Here is a 17,781-nt window from a genome sequence, read left to right as displayed (position 1 = left end):
TCCGCCTCGTGTCTGGTGTGTCACATAGGCAGGCCCGGTGATGACCTCCCGGATCAGGATTTTGCCTGCCTGGCCGACATCATCGATTGCACCAGAGACTCCTGGAGCCAGGTGGTGAAGTTGTAGACCAACGCCAGGTAACTCTCCACGTCCTCCGCCTGGCTCCAGTCCTGCATGCTGTGGATATGCTCGGCGTCCGCCTCATCGCGAATGTCCAGGCGTTCGGCCAAAACCAGGCGAACATCATTCAAGGCCATGGACCAGCGCGTTGCGTCCTCCAGGGTCAGGACAAGATCATCCTTGTCCAGGCCCATCGCTGTGGCCTTCAACGCGCCAATCTTGTTTTCCCGCACGGAGCGTTCGGTCAATTGGCGGAACTCAAGCGAGCCGCCGTCGTCGTCCTTCATGACATTCGGCAAAAGCCGCAGCAAGGCGCGATCGCTCGGTTGCTTCACGTCCATGTCCAAGCCGATCAAGGCGGCCAGCGGGTCCTCGTTCTCCCGGGCATCGGACTCCAGCATCGAGATGACGTCGTCCAGCAGCCCGCGTAGTAGATCCCGTTCGGCAGGCTCAAGGTAGCCGGTGATTCCCTTGAGTCCGTATTTGAATGCCTTAGCCACGCTGGCGGCCGCCCTTCCCGGGTGCTTCGTTTCCGCTTGCCGCTTTCTCCACGGTGGCCCACAGTCCAAAGCCGTGCATGGCTACTGCGTGCTGCTCAACCTGTTCCTTGCTGCCATGCGCCACGATGGAGCGGCCCTTCCTGTGGACTTCCATCATGAGCTTGTGTGCTTTGGACTCGGAGTAGCCGAAGTAACTCTGGAACACATAGCTGACGTAACTCATGAGGTTGACGGGATCATTCCAGATCACCAAATTCCAAGGGATGTCCGGGGCAGTCAGGACATCGGTGGACGTCTGCTCTACGGCTTCCGTCCGCTCATCAATGTCCGTGCCAAATGCAACGCTAGGGGTCATCTGTCCATTCTATGGCGGCTCGCACTAGAGTGAATTCGTGAGTAGAGCCACGTCTTGGGACCATCCCGCCACTTCCTTGTACACCGACCACTACGAGTTGACGATGCTCCAGGCCGCCCTGCACTCGGGGGCTGCCCATCGCCGCTCAGTGTTTGAAGCGTTCGCCCGGCGCCTGCCCGACGGCCGCCGCTACGGCGTGGTAGGGGGAACCGGCCGCCTCCTGGAAGGAATTGCCGACTTCAGCTTCGGTGAAGCCGAGCTCGCATTCCTTGAGCGGAACAAGGTGGTCAACCAGGAGACACTGGACTACCTGGCCAACTACAAATTCACTGGAGACATCTGGGGCTACGCGGAAGGCGACGCCTACTTCCCCAACTCCCCCATCCTCATCGTTGAGTCCACGTTCGCCGAAGCCTGCATCCTGGAGACCTACATCCTCTCCGTCCTGAACCACGACAGCGCCATCGCCTCTGCCGCATCAAGGATGACGTCAGCGGCCGGCAGCCGGCCATGCATCGAAATGGGTTCCCGGCGCACCCAGGAAGAATCCGCGACGGCGGCTGCCCGCGCCGCAGTGATCGCCGGCTTCGCCAGCACCTCCAACCTTGAGGCCGGACGACGCTACGGCATCAAAACCGTTGGCACCGCGGCGCACTCCTTCACGCTGCTCCACGACACCGAACGCGAGGCCTTCGAAGCACAAATCGCCGCATTCGGCCCGGGAACCTCGCTGCTGGTGGACACGTACGACGTCGAAACAGCGGTGCGCACCGCCGTCGAACTGGCCGGGGACAAACTGGGCGCCGTCCGCTTGGACTCCGGCGACCTGATTGCCCAGGCGCAGTGGGTCCGGCAACTGCTGGATGACCTTGGAAACGTGAACACCCGGATAGTAGTTACCTCGGACCTGGACGAATTCGCCATAGCCGCCCTCCAGTCCGCCCCTGTGGACTCCTACGGGGTTGGCACGTCCTTGGTCACGGGCTCCGGCGCCCCCACCGCCAGCATGGTGTACAAGCTGGTGAGCAGGACAAACGACGCCGGCGAGTTCATCTCCGTTGCGAAAGCGGCCAAGAACAAGGCCAGCGTAGGTGGACGCAAGTACGCCCTGCGCAAACTCAACGAACACGGAAGGGCCACGCAGGAGATCGTTGGAATAGGTCGCCGGCCGGAAGACGACGGAAACGACCGTTCATTGTTGCACCAGTTCATCAAGAATGGTGAACTCCTGCCCGGCTGGACTGGCCCCGAAGGCGTGATCCGCGCCAAAGAACGGCACGCCGCCAGCATGGCCGAATTGCCCGCCGTAGTGAACCGCCTGCAGCGCGGCGAGGCCGCCATCCCCACCATCTACGAGGAGAATTGATGTCCAGGGCCCTGATCATCGTCGATGTCCAGAACGACTTCTGCGAAGGCGGTAGCCTCGCCGTCGAAGGGGGCGCCGCAGTTGCCGGCGCCATCACCGAGTACGTGGATGCGAACCAGCAGCATTTTGACCACATCGTGGCCACCCAGGATTGGCACATCGAACCGGGCAGCCATTTCTCCGATGAGCCGGACATGGTGGATTCCTGGCCGCCGCACTGCCGGGCCCGGACCAAAGGAGCTGAACTCCACGAGGACCTGGACCCGGAATACATCCAGGCTTACTTCCGTAAAGGACAGTACACAGCGGCCTACTCCGGCTTTGAAGGCGTCCTTGCCCCGGAAGACGACGTCCCTTCCGGGGATCTCAAGGCCGGGTCCGTCGTCTCCGAGGTCCTGGATGAAGATGCCATCGGCCTCGATGACTGGCTGCAAAGCCACGACGTCGAAGAGGTGGTAGTCGTAGGCATCGCCACGGACTACTGTGTCAAGGCAACGGCCCTTGACGCCGTACAGGCCGGATATGCCACTACGGTCATTGCGGACCTGACAGCGGGAATCGCAGGAGACCTCACCGAAACCTTCGACGAAATGGAAGCCGCCGGCGTCGAGGTTGAACGCAGCCAGATTTAACGCAGCTGGGTTTAACGCTGCCAGGTCCGGCTACTTTCGCCCGATGAACCAATCCTGCAACTTACGCAACCGTGCCTGAAGTTGTTCCTCGTTCGCCTGGGCTACAGCAGGTCCACCGCATAGTTCGCGCAGTTTCGTGTGAACTACTCCGTGCGGTGTACCTGTCCGGGCGGACCACGCGGCTACGTTCTTGGCCAGTTCGTTGCGCAAGTCCATGAGCATGCGGTGGTCGGGTACGGCCGGAGAAGCTGCGGCCGCCAAAGGCGACTGGCGCTTTTTGCGCGATTGCTGTTCGTGTTGCCGCTGACGCAGCAACGTCCCTACCTGCTCGGCGTCGAGAAGCCCCGGAATGCCGAGGAAGTCCAACTCCTCATCGGAGCCGATGTCCGCTCCCGTACCGAATTCACCGCCGTCGAAAAGGACGCGGTCAAAGGAAGCCTGCGAGTCGAGGGCTTCGAACTTGCCCTTGGTGAGCTCGTCCGAGGCCTTGTCCTCGCGGTTGGCCTCGGCCATGAGGTTCTCTTCAGGGCTGAAGAGTCCGTCCTCATCCTTTTCCGGGCGGTCAAGGGCGTGGTCGCGCTCGGCCTCCATGGTGTTTGCCAGCACCATCAGGGGTGGTACCGAGGGCAGGAAGACCGACGCCGTCTCGCCCCTTTTCCGGGCACGCACAAAACGGCCTACGGCCTGGGCAAAAAACAGCGGCGTCGAGGTGGACGTGGCGTAGACGCCCACCGAGAGACGGGGAACGTCCACGCCTTCGGACACCATCCGGACGGCGACCATCCATCGCTTGTCTCCCGCGGAGAATTCCTCGATCTTGCTGGAAGCCTTGGAGTCGTCAGAGAGAATTACCGTGGGCGACTGCCCGGTGATCTTCTTAAGCTGCCCTGCGTAGGCACGGGCGTCGTCGTGGTCCGTGGCGATAACCAGCCCACCGGCGTCCGGGACCGTCCGGCGAACCTCGCCAAGGCGTTTATCCGCGGCGGCAAGGACAGCCGGAATCCATTCGCCGGTCGGGTTCAACGCCGTCCGCCAGGCCTGTGACGTGATGTCCTTGGTGACAGCCGCTTCCCCAAGGGAGGCGGCCATTTCGTCACCCGCACTGGTCCGCCAGCGCATCTGGCCCGAGTAGGCCATGAAAAGCACGGGACGCACCACGTGGTCCCGGAGGGCATTGCCGTAGCCATACGTGTAATCGGCTTTGGAGCGGCGAATGCCGTCGCGGTCCTCGGCGTATTCCACGAACGGGATGGGTGAGGTATCGGAACGGAACGGCGTACCAGTCAGGGAAAGGCGCCTTGCCGCTGGATCAAAGGCCTCGCGCAAGCCGTCTCCCCAGGACAGGGCCTCTCCACCGTGGTGGATTTCGTCCAGGATGACCAGCGTCCGGGCGGCTTCTGTCTTGGCACGGTGCAGCATCGGCTTGCTCGCCACCTGGGCATACGTCACAGCGACGCCAACGAATCCACGGCCATGCTGGCCATCGGAATTCTTGAAGTTGGGGTCAATGGCAACGCCCACCCGGGCAGCGGCGTCAGCCCACTGCCGCTTCAGGTGATCCGTGGGAGCCACGATGGTGATCCTGTTAACTACGCCGCTATCCAGCAGCGTGGTGGCAATGCGCAAGGCGAAGGTAGTTTTACCGGCGCCAGGCGTAGCCACGGCCAGGAAATCCTTTGGATGCCTGGCCATGTAAAGATCCAGGGCTTCCTGCTGCCAGGCACGCAGCTTGGGCGCTGTACCCCATGCGGCGCGTTCCGGGTACGCCGGAGGCAGGGATGGACCACCAAATAATGTTTCTGTCATGCGGACTCCCCCGGCGTGATGGCAGCGAAAATTAGCCCCGGTTCTCCGGGCACGCGGCAACGGACCGCATTGCGGTCACTACGGGAAGGGGCCTGTGTTCTCTCCCTACCCACTACTTGGAGTTGCCCGGGCCGCTGTCTCCACCGTCATTGCCGGGACGGAGGCCCTCATAGATCTCCTTGCACTCCGGGCAGACCGGGAACTTCTGGGGATCGCGCCCCGGCGTCCAGACTTTGCCGCAGAGGGCAATGACGGGCTCGCCGGTCATTGCCGACTCCATGATCTTTTCCTTGCGCACATAGTGCGCGAACCGCTCGCGGTCGCCGGGCTCCACTTCCTGGCGCGTTTCCTCGCGCTCAATGGTGGATGTGGACGTTCCGGCTCCGGAAAGCTCGCGCATGGGGTCGTTTTCGAATGGATCCGGAGGAAGCGTAGTCATGGCATCCATCTTACCGTCTACAGACCCTGCCACTCCGGCTTGTTGTCATAGGTGTGGCGGTAGTAATCGGCCAGCTTCAGCGACGACGCCGCGGCCTCGTCCACCAATATTGTGGCGTGGGGATGCATCTGAAGGACGGATGCAGCGCAAATTGCGGCTACCGGACCTTCGACGAAATCCCGCACTGCCTGGGCTTTTTGCGCACCCGTAGCCACCAGGATGACGTGGCGGGCATCCATGATGGTGCCCAACCCCTGGGTGACCACGTGGTGCGGGACGTCGTCGATGCTGTTGAAAAAGCGTGCGTTGTCCTTGCGGGTCTGCTCGATCAGCGTTTTGATCCGGGTGCGGGATGCCAGCGATGAACCGGGTTCATTGAATCCGATGTGGCCGTCCGTGCCGACGCCCAGGATCTGGAGGTCCACGCCGCCGGCATCCTTAATTGCATCCTCGTAGGCCTGGCAGGCTGCTTCCAGGTCCTCGGCGGCACCATCGGGGCCATGCACATTCTCAGGCTTGATGTTTACCCGATTGGTGAACTCGCGCCGGATCACCTCGCGGTACGACTCAGGATGACCTGCTTCAAGTCCAACGTACTCATCAAGCGCGAATCCATGTGCCTCACTGAAGTCCACGCTCCCGGCTTCGTAGCGCCGGGCCAATTCGTCGTAGATAGGCAGCGGAGAGGAGCCCGTGGCCAAACCCAGGACCGCGTTCGGCTTGCGGCGCACAAGGGCTTCGATGGCATCTGCCGCCAGTGCGCCAATCTGTTTGGTGCCAGGGAGAATGACAACTTCCATCGTCACTGCCTTTCTTGTGTAGGAATTGCGCGGTATTGACACGAGGTTATCCCATGTCCCATGAGCTTGCCATGGTTGTTACGGCGTCAGCGGTTCACACTGACCTGGGCGAACATCTCCGGGCCCCGTGCATCCAACCATTTACCGCCCAGGCGCACTCCGACCACGAACAGGCCAATGCCCAAAAGTGGACCCACACCAAGGTTAATCCAGCCGGGGACGACGCTGCCGGTAAACAGTTGGGCCCCCACCAGCGCAAGCTGCGGCAGGAGCAAGAGAACCAGGACACCCATGCCTATCATCTGCACGGCCAGCGTCTGGGCAACGTTGCCAGGTGGCTTCTTGAACGGGCTGTCACCGGGCAAGGGCACAGCGATGTTGTATCGCGCAGAGATCACCGAGGATAAACCCAAGCCGGTGAACAACGTGCCCAGCGACAGTCCCACCACGTTCGGAGCCCACGCCCAGGAACCGGTGAAGAAGAACGGACCTATGGAAAAGAGAAGCACAAGAGGCAGGGCAATGGTCAAGCACGCAATGGCACGGCCCAGGCGGTCATCCACACCCCTGACACCTGCTGCCAGGTGAAGGGCAAAGGCGGTGTTGTCATAGGAAACATCAGCGCAGATGGACCACGCCATGACAAACGCCGTCAGCGGCCCAAGGAGCATGAGCATTCCGTAATCACCGCTTTGGCTCCCGCTGAAGAAGAAAATCACCGGAAACAGTGGAACGACCACCAGCGAGCCCGCGTATCGAGGGTCTTTCATCCAATAAATCAAGGCGCGGGCAGCAACCGCGCCAGCCGGTGTACCTGGCAGTACATCGAACAGCCCACGCTTGCCGCCCTTCTTGGCGGAACCTCCGGCGTACGGCGGCGTCACCAAAGCGTGTTGCAGCAGCAGGTGCCAGCACAGCAGCAATCCGAACAGGGTTGCAGCAGCAATGAAAAGCTTCAGTCCGGCGGAAGCAACGTCGCCAGCCTCGAGGTCACCGCCCATGGACCAGGCCGCGCCAAGAGGGGTCCAAGAGACTGTACGGGCAAGCCCAGGGAGATAATCCGCCGTGCCGCGAACTCCGTCGACGATACCCACGATGATGGGACCCATCAGCATGAGCGGGATGAAAAAGACGATGCTGCTGACGTCCTTGAAACGGCGGGACGATGCCAGGCCGGCAGTCGCAGTCGTCACCACTTTGGACAACACCACGCAGGTCAAGGCTCCCAAAATCGCGCCCAGCAACGCACCCGCCACGGATGGAAAACTCCGCCACCACGTGCCAACAGTGGCCAGCGCGACAAGGGCTGTGGCAAGGCCCGGAATCCCGATGAAACCCGCCAAAGCAAGGCCGGTGAGAAGCTGGCGGGGTGGGATCGCAGACGTGGTGAACCGCGCGGGGTCCAGCGTCATGTCGGCTGCGGATGCTAGAAGGGGAACCACTGCCCAGCCCAGCATTGCCGCAGCACCGCCCAAGACCACCACGGTCCGGGCGATTTCAGCGTCCGCCCAACGCAAGGCAATCAAGGCTCCAATCAACAGGGCCACAATTCCCAGCGCATACAACAGCCCGATGCCCATTCCGATGAGCTGCGCGGGGCTGCGCTTGACGCCGTTCAGGAGCAACCGCCATTTAAGGCTTAGAAGGTGCGCAACCACTCCAGTCCCTCCGTCCGGTGCCCGCCGCCTACCAACTGCACAAAACGTTCCTCCAGCGTGGAACCGTTCCGGACTTCATCCACGGACCCCGCCGCGAGGACACGTCCTGATGCCACAACTGCCACATGGCTGCACATGCGCTGCACGAGGTCCATGACGTGGCTGGAGACGATGACCGTACCTCCGGAAGATACGTAGCTCTCAAGGATGCCCCTGATGTTTGCCGCCGACACCGGATCCACCGACTCAAAGGGCTCGTCCAATACGAGCAGCCGCGGAGCATGGATCAGCGCCGAAGCCAACGCAATCTTCTTGGTCATACCTGCCGAGTAATCAACCACCAAAGATCCGGCATCGGCTTCAAGGTCCAAGGCGGCCAACAGTTCGGTCACCCGGGGACGAACCACGTCCCGGTCCATGCCACGGAGCAGGCCCGCGTAGGTGACCAGCTGTTCCCCGGTCAACCGGTCAAACAAACGGACACCGTCGGGCAACACACCCATGAGCTTCTTGGCCTCCAGGGGCCGGGCCCAAACGTCCACACCATGGACCAACGCCGTGCCAAAGTCCGGCCGCAGCAGCCCAGTGGCCATAGACAATGTGGTGGTCTTGCCGGCACCGTTCGGACCCACCATTCCATAGAAGGAACCCACTGGAACCTCCAGGCTCAGGCCATCGACAGCGATCTTTCCACCGAACCGCTTGGCCAGGCCGCGGATGGACAGAGCCGATACCGGCAGGTCCCTGTGCGGGTCTGCTGACAGTCCGGCTTCTTCAACCGCGGAATCCTGGGGTGCAGGCCGGCGAAGCCGGGATGGCTGGGAGAGTGGTTCATGGCGCGGTTCCGTCATGGCTCCAGCCTAGCCCCGGCTTACGGTGGTGTCGGGACGTGCTAGAAGCCGTGGCGGGGTATGGCTCTGCGGTACTGCGGAACCCAGGAAATTTCGTGTCCGAGCTCATAAGCGGCCCTGAGCCACCAGTGCGGATCGCGCAACGCTGCCCGCGCCATGAAGACCGCATCGGCACGCCCGTTTGCCACGATATCCTCGGCCTGGGTGGCACTTGTGAGCAGGCCCACTGCGCCGGTGGGTATACCGGCGTCGCGTTTTACCTGTTCGGCGAATCCAGCCTGGTAACCGGGAGCGGGCCGGATTTGTTGATGGGCGACCGCCCCGCCACTGGAGACGTCCACGAGGTCGACACCGCGCTCGGACGCGGCCTTGGCAAGGCGGACGGAGGCATCGATATCCACTCCCCCTTCCGCCCAATCAGTTGCGGAAATCCGCAACAACAATGGCATGGAATCCGGAATGACCTCTCGCACGGCGTCTACGACCGCGAGCATCAACCGGTTCCTCCCATTCTCAGTGCCACCCCATTTATCAGTACGGGTGTTGATAAGGGGGCTTTGGAACTGGTGAAGCAGATACCCGTGTGCGCCATGGATTTCCACGGTGTCAAAACCTACGGCCACAGCCCGGGCGGCCGCAGCTGCAAAGTCGGCAATAACTCCATGGATGTCTTCTTCGCTCATGGCTTCCGGCGCCGCATAACCGTCGTAGGGCTGTTGGGTAGGACCAAAAGTGACCCAGCCGCCGTCGGAAGCTGGAACGGAACCGGTCCGGTCTGAAAACGGCCAGTACGTCGACGCCTTACGCCCGGCGTGCGCGAGCTGGGCGCCGATCTTGCAGTCGACGGCGCCGTGCTGGTGAACGAAGTGGACAATCCGCTCCCAGCCGGCAGCCTGCTCATCGGAGTAGAGTCCAGCGTCCTTGGGGCTGATCCGGCCTGAGGCATTCACCGCAGCAGCTTCACTCAGGATCAACGCAGCACCACCGGCCGCAAAGGATCCCAGGTGCATCAAGTGCCAGTCGTTGGGTATGCCTTCACCCGTTTCCGGGGTGCAACTGTACTGGCACATAGGTGAAACCCACCCACGATGCGCAATGTGGAGCGAACGCAGCTGCAGGGGCGTAAACAGCGCCGAGGGCACTAGAACAGAACCCTCGCAAGTCCTTGACGGGCTTTGGCCACCCGCTCATCCGACGTGCCCACTACTTCGAAAAGTTCAAGCAGGCGTAGGCGGGCGGTCTCGCGCTCGGGACCGAAATTCCGGCCGATGAATGCAATGATGCGGTTGAATCCATCCTCGATGTGCCCACCGGAGATGTCGAGGTCGGCCACGCCCAGCTGGGCCTGCACATTGTCGGGCTCCTGTGCTGCCAGTTCCCGGAGGTTTTCAGCTTCGGCAGCTGAGATCTTCTCAAGCCGGGCCATCAGCTCCACCTGCGCCAAGCCTGCCTTGGCGTCTGCGTCGGCGGGCATTTCCAAGAGTGCTTGCTTATAGGCAGCCGCCGCTCCGGCGTAGTCTCCGGCCTCGATTGCATCGATGGCTGCTTGATGGAGGGGAGGCAGCGGTGCTGGTTCCGCTTCGCCCTCCGGCGCAGCATCACCGATGCTTCCCGTCACGCCGTTGGCGGCTGCAACCTTGAGCAGTTCATCAACGAGGCTGCGGATCTGCTCGTCATCGGCAGGACCCTGGAACAACGGCACGGGCTGCCCTTTGACGACGGCAACAGCCGTGGGCACTGCCTGGACCTGGAAGGCCTGTGCGAGTTGAGGGAACGCATCAACGTCAGCGGCAGCAAGAACCAAGCGTCCGCCATAGCTTTCGACGACGCGCTGGGCTGCGTCGAGGACAGCCGGAGATTCTGCGGCATAGCGCGACCAGAGAAGGAAGAGGACAGGTATCTGGGCGGACAACTGCACCAGATCCTGGAAATTGGTTTCGGTAGCGTCCACGCGAAGGGGTGCACGTCCCGATTCGGCTCCGCTGGGTGCCCCCGATTCCGGGCTGGCGGAATCGGTTGGCGCGCCTGCAGGCGGCGACTGGGGCGGGGCGGCGGGCCGGCGCAACGACGAGAGGTCGACGGCGCCGCGCAGGTTCAGCTGGCTGGCAGCGGCTGGAGTGGGTCGGTATCCGGGCGAACTCATACCGTCCACTCTAGCCGCTGCCTTGCCATGGGCATGTCCTACTTGAAGCTGGCTCCCACGAGTCCGCGGGTAGCGGCTACGAGCTTCATGGGATCAGCAGAACCTGCCGGCGGAATGTAAACGGCCACCGATTCGGCGAAGTTCAGGACCATGCCTGTGGTGGTTTCCTTGCCGCCGGCGAAAACAGCGGAGTCGTCCTCGAGAATCAGTTTGTCCCCTGCCGCCTTCGGTGTTCCTTCAAAGGCGAAGTCCAGGCGCCCGACCACCAGAGCGCCGCCATCTGCCGTGCGCAGCACCACGGTCTGGTTGTTCACCGGTGTATGGGAGAACTTGAAGTTGGCACTGGTTCCGTTCTTCACGGTGTCCGCCTGGTAGGCAAGGGCACCGGCGATGTACGGCGAGGACTGACCATCAGCGAGCTTGCTCCTGTTGGGTGAGTCAGGAGTTGTCAGCATCTCGCCAAGGATTCCCAAGGCTTCGTTGCCGCTGTAAGCCAGTCCGGTCTTGTCATCAGCTGCGGCAGGAGCGGTTCCGTCACGGGGAACGGGGAACGACGGGAAGTTGGTGCCCGGCTGCAACGGAGCGCTGCCCCAGAGCTTGTAGTTTTCCCGCGGTGAGAGCTGGACCAACGTCAGGACCTGGGGCACGACGTTGCCCTCACCCTGGGTCAGGGCAAAGACCGTACGCGGCCAGTCGCGCTTGGTACTGATGACGCTGCTCTGGAGCTTGGTGGCACGAACCGGCATCCGGGGCTCGTAAGCAGACACCGTGGAGCGGATCTTGTAGTTCTGGGTGCGGACCTGGAGTTCCATCTTGTCCACGCGCGGCGCGAGCTTGGCCGCATCCTTGGCGGCATCCGCTGCGTCCACAGTGCTGGCAACCTGCTCCAGGATGCGCTGCAGTTGGGATTCGAGCATTACAGGTGCCGCGTCTCCTTCCGTCGAAGCGGAAGAAGAGTTGGTGGGCTTGGGCGTGGACGTTGCCTGGGCAGCGATCGCCGAACTTCCCACAAGCGCGGTTGCGAGTGCAGCGGCAACGGCAGTAATGCGCAGGCTTGAGCCTTCTGCTCCAGCGCCGCGGCGACCGTCAGCCTTGCCGGGCGGCGCCTGGACGGGCAGGGTGGTGGTTTCCCCGCCACCACGCGGTCCACCGAAGTCATCACCCTTACGGTGCTCATCGCCCTTGCGGCGGTTACTGATGGCTTTGGAAACGAACGGGAGGGCTACTCCGGCAAGCATGATGATAATGCCAAGCACGATGAGCGGCACGGCCCAAGGCGTGGTTGCGTTGTTGGGGAAAGTCATCGAGATTGACGACGGCGCAGGCTTGGTTCCGTCGCTGGCTACCAGGAGGGACCACTCGCCTCCAGCAGGAGGATTCCAGGTGTAGTCCAGTTCTCCGCTGGCGTCTTCTGTGTTAACCCACAGATCCGAACCTACAGGAGAGGGAGCAGTTGCTTCCCCGTCAGTGGAGGCAACCTCAAGGGACTTCTGGTCCTGGGAGACTCCCGTCAGAGTGTTGTGGGCAGTTTTGCCCACCCAGGCTTCGACGTCGTCCGGGCGGCCCGTGGCAACGATGAAGTTGCCTTCACCCTGGATCTTGATCTTCACCGGCCCGTCATGGAGGGCGATCAACTTTTGGTCGATCACGGTCAGCGGGGCAGCTTTTGTGTCACTGGGAACCGAGGCCGTCACGGTCTCGGCGGGGGCCCAGAAGGTTAGCTGGCCAATGCCGGCCAGCATCGTCAGCAGGCCCAGCAGCACCAGCAAGGCTGCAGTCTTCAAACGCACAGGATCACCTATCATCAGCGGTCGTTGAACTTCAAGGGTAACCGTTTTGTTATCAAAGAGTCAGATCGGCCCATCCCGCCGGGGACGCCTGGTTCCGTGCAATGGCGCCGCCAAGGCCGGATTCCGGGCTCCTGATAGTGTGGCGATGATCATGATATCCAGGCGACCAGCGCCTGAAATCGCAGCGTCACCACCGCATTTGGCTAATAACGTAGACAAAAAGTGCAAACAACGTAGAAAAGGCAGCAGAACCGCGTGAAAGACCACTTGGAGCCCCGTCCCATCGATGAGTCAGGGTCAACTGTGGTGGATGCCCCCGCGGATGGGACCTCCGCTACTGTTCCGGTCCGCACCGGACGCCTGGCCGCGATAGCCCGCAAGCTGAGGCAACCCATCCCGGGAGCCCGCACCCGGGTCAGGTTCGAGATGCCTCCCGAGGACGAGGCCGTTGTTGCAGCGGAAGGCATCAAGGCCGACGAAGACAACGATTTCGGTGCTCCCGGGCCCCGCATGTCCTCCCAGCACCCGTTATATGTGGGCTTCATGGGCACAGCGGGGGTCGGCGTGGCCCTGCTGGTCTTTTACATCGCGAGCAATACCACCCAGCTGATCCTATGGATCGTTGCCGCGCTCTTCATCGCCCTCGGTCTGGATCCGGTAGTCCGATGGCTTGAGACCCGAAAGGTGCCGCGCCCTGGCGGCATCCTGATATCTGTCTCTGTCCTGGTCCTTGCGGTCGCCGGGTTCTTCGCAACGTTGATTCCCACCATCGTGGAACAGGTTTCCGAGATCGTCCGGCAAGCGCCCGAGTGGATACGGGGCTTCCTCGACTCTGATTTCTTCCGGACCGTGGACAGCCAGTTCGGCATTCGCGACCGCATCACTACCGAACTGGATAAGTTCGTCAAGGATCCCGAAGCCATGGGTGGCATCTTCGGCGGCGTGGTGGGCTTCGGTTCCACCGTGGCCAACGGATTGTTCGGCACGCTGATTGTCCTGGTGCTTAGCCTGTACTTCCTGGCTGCCCTGCCATCCATGAAGAAATGGGCCTACCGCCTGGCGCCGAGGTCGCGCCGCCCCCGTGTCGAGGCACTTTCGGAAGCGATTACCGATTCAGTGGGCAACTACGTGATTGGCCAGGCCTGCGTTGCCCTGCTGAACGCATTCTTTGCCTTCATCGTCATGAGCATCCTCGGCATTCCCTTCAGCGTCCTGCTTGCCTTCGTGGTGGCGCTGTTGGCCTTCATCCCGCTGGTTGGCGGCATGATCGCCGCAGTTGTGGTTATCCTCGTGGCGCTGACAGCCGGATGGCAAACGGCCGTTATCTATGCGATCGCCTACTTTGCCTACCTGCAGTTCGAGGCCTACTTCATTTCGCCGCGCATCATGCAGCGGGCTGTGGCCGTTCCGGGTGCAGTCGCCGTGATCTCAGTCATCGCCGGCGGAAGCCTGCTGGGTGTCCTGGGTGCGTTAATTGCCATTCCGACAGCGGCGGCCATCATGCTGCTGATCAAGGAAGTCTTCATCATGCGCCAGGACAGACACTGAATTTCCCCGTCCAGTCGTCCCGCGCTGGCCTGTTCATCCCGCGTTGGCGACCGGGCCCGCCCACTCACGTGGCAGACCGTTCACGCCGGCACCTGCCGGAGTGACGTCGTCGACGATTTCGTCCAGGACGCGCGCTGCGTACTTCTCCCCCACCCACAGGTGCTTGGCACCGTCGACGCCCACCAGCCGCGCCTGCGGTATCAGGCTGAAGCGCTGGGCTGCCTCCGCGGGTCGAAGGTAATCGTCGTGTTCCGGAACCAACACGGTCAGCGGCTTTCCGGAGGCTGCCCACTCCTTGAGGTGGACGTCCGTTGCCCGGTGGAGTGGCGGAGACAGGAGGACCGCGCCCTCGATCTGTGACGCCACAGGTTCCACTGCGCCGTACATCAGTGCCAGTTCCGTCCCGAACGACCAACCCACCAACCACCGGTTCGGCAGGCCACGCTCAACGGCGAAACGGACGGCGGCTTCGACGTCGTAACGCTCACCGATGCCCTCTTCAAACTGCCCCTGGCTGGTGCCGCGCGGCGAGTGTGTGCCACGCGTATTGAACCTCAGGACCGCCAACCCTGCCAGCGCCGGAAGCCGGTAGGAAGCCTTGCGGTAGACATGCGAGTCCATGAAGCCGCCATGGGTCGGCAGCGGATGAAGGGTGATCAACGTTGCGGTGATTTCCCCCGACTCCGGCACGGCGAGCTCCCCCAGCAGGAGTTTTCCGTCGTCGGTGGTGAATTCCACATTCTCCCGACGCGCGGGAAGGACGGTGGAGGCCCGGATCGCCGAGGGAGCATCCTGCGCAGTGAAAACGAACGAGGCGGGGTCGAAAGTCATGCTCCCAAGCCTAAGGGAATCGGCGGGACCTGGTCAGCGGTACCGGTAGGTTCGTGACGTCCAGCAGTTGGTGTGCCAATGCCTGCGCTCGGCCAACCCGGCGGCTTCGCCAAAAAGGTGGTTGTCAGACCACACCACCAAATGGGCGATACCGGGGAGGATGGCTGTCGAGCAGCCCGGGCAGATGTACTGCTTCTCCGCCTTCCGCGCCGTCATGGTGCGGACCATCCAGTCGCCATCGGGGGCGCTTTCCCTGCGCGCAATCCCCGCCCTTGCCCGTTCCAGGTCCAGTTCCGGGGCCTCGTCTGCCCACTTGCCGGCGGGTTTGTTCGAACGTGTGCTGGCGGCGTTGCGACGAGGGCGGTTGGAACGGGGCATGATTCCATTCTGCCCCAGCGACCGGCCGCCACCGGGTAAGGTAAGGCGGGTGCGACTCGTCATAGCCCGTTGTTCTGTTGATTATGTTGGCCGTCTCAAGGCCCACCTCCCACTCGCCACCAGGCTCCTGCTGGTCAAGGCCGACGGCTCGGTGCTGGTGCACTCCGACGGCGGCTCGTACAAGCCGTTGAACTGGATGAGCCCACCGGCCACGCTGCGCGTAACTTCCCCCGAGGAAACCGAAGTGGAAGAGGGCGTCGTTGAGCAGTGGACCGTGCAGTCGGCCAAGACCGATGACCGGCTCATCATCAACATCTACGAGCAACTGCATGACACCTCACATGATCTGGGTGTCGATCCCGGACTGATCAAGGACGGCGTGGAAGCTGACCTGCAACGCCTCCTGGCAGAACAGATCGAAACGCTCGGAACCGGTTACTCACTCATCCGGCGGGAATACTTCACCGCGATCGGACCCGTAGACATCCTTGCCCGGGACGCGACCGGCGCAACGGTGGCGATCGAGCTGAAGCGGCGCGGCGACATCGACGGCGTCGAGCAGCTTACCCGGTACCTGGAGCTGTTGAACCGGGATCCACTGCTGGCGCCCGTCCGTGGGATTTTTGCAGCCCAGCAGATCAAGCCCCAGGCCAAAGTCCTGGCCAACGACCGCGGAATCGACTGCATAACGCTGGACTATGACGCCATGCGCGGTGTGGACGACAGCGAATCCCGCCTCTTCTAGCGAGTGTGCCGCAGACCACTAGAATCAGAGTCATGACTGCCGCAGACCATTTCGTCCATTCTTCCGCGCCCAGCCACCAAATCCTCACGGGAACGCTCGTAAGTGACGGTGTGGTGGTGGAAGACGGCCTCCTGGCCATCGACGGCGACCGCATCGCCTACGCAGGGCCGGCGGACGGCTTTGACGCGGACGCGTTTGAAGGCTTCGGGCACGCCATACGCATTGGTGCGCCCAGCGGCCACTTCATCTTCCCTGGCTTGGTGGACGTCCACTGCCATGGCGGCAATGGTGGTGACTTTCCAGGCGGAGAGGAGGCCTCGGCCCGTAAAGCAGTAGAGTTCCTGCACCGCTCCGGCACCACAACTTTCCTCGCAAGCATGGTTACGGCGCCCCGGGAGGACCTCCTTCGCGGGATCGAACTCTACGTGAAGCTCGTTGACGAAGGTCTGGTGGCCGGCATCCATTTGGAGGGTCCTTTCCTCTCCCATGCACGATGCGGTGCCCAGAACCCGGATTACCTGCTGGAGCCGGACCTGGACCTCATGAACGAACTCGTGGGCGCTGCCGCCGGCAAACTTGCCACTATGACGTATGCCCCGGAATTGCCCGGGGCCGCTGCCCTGGTTGACTTAATGACCTTCCACGGCGTGACGCCGTCGTTGGGACACACGGATTGTGACGACGCCACTGCCGCTGCATCGTTGGCTGCGGCCCGCGAAGGACTGGAATCGGCAGGGTTCGACGGCGTCAGCTCGCTACCGACAGTGACGCACCTTTTCAACGGGATGCCACCCATCCATCACCGCGCGCCAGGCCCTGTTGCTGCCTGCTTGCGGGCCGCCCAGGCGGGAAAGGCGGTGGTGGAACTCATCGCCGACGACACCCATCTGGACCCCAGTACCGTGGCCACCGTTTTTCAGTTGGTGGGTGCCGCCAACATTCTCCTGGTGACTGATTCGATGGCCGCTGCTGGGCTTTCGGACGGAAACTACATGCTTGGACCATCGCCGGTGACCGTCAGCAATGGCGTGGCAACCCTGGATTCCACCGGCTCCATCGCAGGGGGCACGGCCACCCTCCTGGAAGTGGTCCGCAAGACGGTGGCCGCCGGCGTCGCCCTTCCGGACGCCATCTGCTCAGCGACTGCAGTGCCTGCAGCCATTCTTGGACTCTCTGACGAGGTGGGTGGATTGCGACGCGGCCTTCGCGCTGACGTTGTTACTACCGATCAGGAACTCGGCCTTACTGCGGTCATGCGTAACGGACAGTGGTTGGCTTAGGACAATCAGATCGCGGCGAATTGCGGTTGTCCGCGTTACCTTCTTTTTACCGAAAATTTTCCCGAATTGCCTTAAAGACCGTTGACCTCCGGCACGCCACATGAAAGTGTTGTAGCAGTCTTTGTGTAGGTGGTTTTCATGCTCGCAAGACGAGTTGCGAGCGTGAAGCTCCTGCGAAACCGGACAGGCCAAGCCTGGACGGAATCCGGATCTTCTCGCGGAGTAACAAGGGCCGGTACGAGGTGTATCGGACTGCTGTTCCATAATGAGGAGAAATACATGGCACTGGGAACCGTCAAGTGGTTCAACGCTGAAAAGGGCTTCGGCTTCATCACCCCGGATGACTCGGATGGGGATGTTTTCGTTCACTACTCCGAGATCCAGACCGGTGGCTTCAAGACCCTCGATGAGAACCAGCGCGTTCAGTTCGAGATCGGTCAGGGCGCCAAGGGCCCCCAGGCAACCGGCGTTACGGTCGTCTAGTCTTAGCTGTTGGTTTTGTTTGTTGGAATTTCAACAAACACGTTGGTCCCGGCTTT

At 62.2% G+C, this 17,781-nt stretch carries 18 protein-coding genes; 6 read left to right on the top strand and 12 right to left on the bottom strand.

What is annotated here, in order from left to right; all coding sequences use genetic code 11:
- Positions 1–53: 53 nt before the first annotated feature.
- Positions 54–620 (bottom strand): DUF2017 domain-containing protein, encoded by a 567-nt coding sequence (locus tag AC6I97_RS10505; RefSeq protein ID WP_224090922.1) that lies wholly within the window; start codon positions 618–620, stop codon positions 54–56.
- Entirely contained in the window at positions 613–975 is a 363-nt protein-coding gene (clpS, locus tag AC6I97_RS10500; protein ID WP_216923934.1) for an ATP-dependent Clp protease adapter ClpS, read from the bottom strand. Before clpS ends, AC6I97_RS10505 begins: the two co-directional genes overlap by 8 nt.
- Before the next feature lie 37 nt (positions 976–1,012).
- On the opposite strand from clpS, the gene AC6I97_RS10495 reads away from it, so the two are divergent.
- Together AC6I97_RS10495 and AC6I97_RS10490 are read left to right on the top strand one after the other, a co-directional pair.
- A complete protein-coding gene (locus AC6I97_RS10495) occupies positions 1,013–2,341 on the top strand; it encodes a nicotinate phosphoribosyltransferase (protein ID WP_224090926.1) in 1,329 nt (442 codons plus the stop codon).
- A complete protein-coding gene (locus AC6I97_RS10490) occupies positions 2,341–2,973 on the top strand; it encodes an isochorismatase family protein (RefSeq protein ID WP_497944844.1) in 633 nt (210 codons plus the stop codon). The genes AC6I97_RS10495 and AC6I97_RS10490 overlap by 1 nt, the downstream gene beginning before the upstream one ends.
- Before the next feature lie 30 nt (positions 2,974–3,003).
- Here the strand turns inward: AC6I97_RS10490 and AC6I97_RS10485 are convergent, their stop codons facing one another.
- The 8 genes from AC6I97_RS10485 to AC6I97_RS10450 form a co-directional block, all read right to left on the bottom strand.
- A complete protein-coding gene (locus tag AC6I97_RS10485; protein WP_224090930.1) occupies positions 3,004–4,779 on the bottom strand; it encodes a DEAD/DEAH box helicase in 1,776 nt (591 codons plus the stop codon).
- Positions 4,780–4,891: 112 nt separating this feature from the next.
- Positions 4,892–5,227: a DUF3039 domain-containing protein gene (locus AC6I97_RS10480; RefSeq protein ID WP_216923938.1), complete on the bottom strand. Its 336-nt coding sequence runs from the start codon at positions 5,225–5,227 to the stop codon at positions 4,892–4,894.
- Positions 5,228–5,235: 8 nt separating this feature from the next.
- Positions 5,236–6,018 (bottom strand): glucosamine-6-phosphate deaminase, encoded by a 783-nt coding sequence (gene nagB / locus AC6I97_RS10475; protein ID WP_216923939.1) that lies wholly within the window; start codon positions 6,016–6,018, stop codon positions 5,236–5,238.
- 86 nt (positions 6,019–6,104) lie between these two features.
- Positions 6,105–7,676: a transporter gene (locus AC6I97_RS10470; protein WP_497944843.1), complete on the bottom strand. Its 1,572-nt coding sequence runs from the start codon at positions 7,674–7,676 to the stop codon at positions 6,105–6,107.
- Positions 7,658–8,527 (bottom strand): ABC transporter ATP-binding protein, encoded by an 870-nt coding sequence (locus AC6I97_RS10465; protein ID WP_497944842.1) that lies wholly within the window; start codon positions 8,525–8,527, stop codon positions 7,658–7,660. Before AC6I97_RS10465 ends, AC6I97_RS10470 begins: the two co-directional genes overlap by 19 nt.
- A gap of 41 nt (positions 8,528–8,568) precedes the next feature.
- Entirely contained in the window at positions 8,569–9,669 is a 1,101-nt protein-coding gene (locus AC6I97_RS10460) for an NADH:flavin oxidoreductase/NADH oxidase (RefSeq protein WP_497944841.1), read from the bottom strand.
- Positions 9,669–10,670, bottom strand: a complete 1,002-nt coding sequence (locus tag AC6I97_RS10455; protein ID WP_309929018.1) for a tetratricopeptide repeat protein — start codon at positions 10,668–10,670, stop codon at positions 9,669–9,671. Before AC6I97_RS10455 ends, AC6I97_RS10460 begins: the two co-directional genes overlap by 1 nt.
- A 38-nt stretch (positions 10,671–10,708) precedes the next feature.
- Entirely contained in the window at positions 10,709–12,475 is a 1,767-nt protein-coding gene (locus AC6I97_RS10450) for a DUF8094 domain-containing protein (protein ID WP_497944840.1), read from the bottom strand.
- Positions 12,476–12,715: 240 nt separating this feature from the next.
- Between AC6I97_RS10450 and AC6I97_RS10445 the strand changes: the two genes are divergently transcribed.
- A complete protein-coding gene (locus tag AC6I97_RS10445; RefSeq protein ID WP_309929014.1) occupies positions 12,716–14,008 on the top strand; it encodes an AI-2E family transporter in 1,293 nt (430 codons plus the stop codon).
- A 33-nt stretch (positions 14,009–14,041) separates the two neighbouring features.
- On the opposite strand, the gene AC6I97_RS10440 is transcribed toward AC6I97_RS10445, so the two are convergent.
- Together AC6I97_RS10440 and AC6I97_RS10435 are read right to left on the bottom strand one after the other, a co-directional pair.
- Complete coding sequence (locus AC6I97_RS10440) at positions 14,042–14,839, bottom strand: alpha/beta hydrolase (RefSeq protein ID WP_497944839.1); 798 nt, start codon at positions 14,837–14,839, stop codon at positions 14,042–14,044.
- Positions 14,840–14,872: 33 nt separating this feature from the next.
- On the bottom strand, positions 14,873–15,217 hold the full coding sequence (locus AC6I97_RS10435; protein ID WP_224090942.1) for an Rv1322 family protein: 345 nt from the start codon (positions 15,215–15,217) through the stop codon (positions 14,873–14,875).
- Positions 15,218–15,266: 49 nt separating this feature from the next.
- On the opposite strand from AC6I97_RS10435, the gene nucS reads away from it, so the two are divergent.
- The 3 genes from nucS (at position 15,267) to AC6I97_RS10420 (ending at position 17,725) form a co-directional block, all read left to right on the top strand.
- Positions 15,267–15,962: an endonuclease NucS gene (gene nucS, locus AC6I97_RS10430; protein WP_216923947.1), complete on the top strand. Its 696-nt coding sequence runs from the start codon at positions 15,267–15,269 to the stop codon at positions 15,960–15,962.
- Positions 15,963–15,994: 32 nt separating this feature from the next.
- The gene (locus AC6I97_RS10425; protein ID WP_497944838.1) at positions 15,995–17,242 is read left to right on the top strand and encodes an N-acetylglucosamine-6-phosphate deacetylase; all 1,248 of its coding nucleotides are present in this window, start codon (positions 15,995–15,997) and stop codon (positions 17,240–17,242) included.
- A 279-nt stretch (positions 17,243–17,521) separates the two neighbouring features.
- Positions 17,522–17,725: a cold-shock protein gene (locus AC6I97_RS10420; RefSeq protein WP_018776337.1), complete on the top strand. Its 204-nt coding sequence runs from the start codon at positions 17,522–17,524 to the stop codon at positions 17,723–17,725.
- Positions 17,726–17,781: the final 56 nt, after the last annotated feature.

This window comes from Arthrobacter sp. TmtSoilC48 (assembly GCF_059739425.1).
This window is presented reverse-complemented; position numbering and strand designations above follow the sequence as displayed.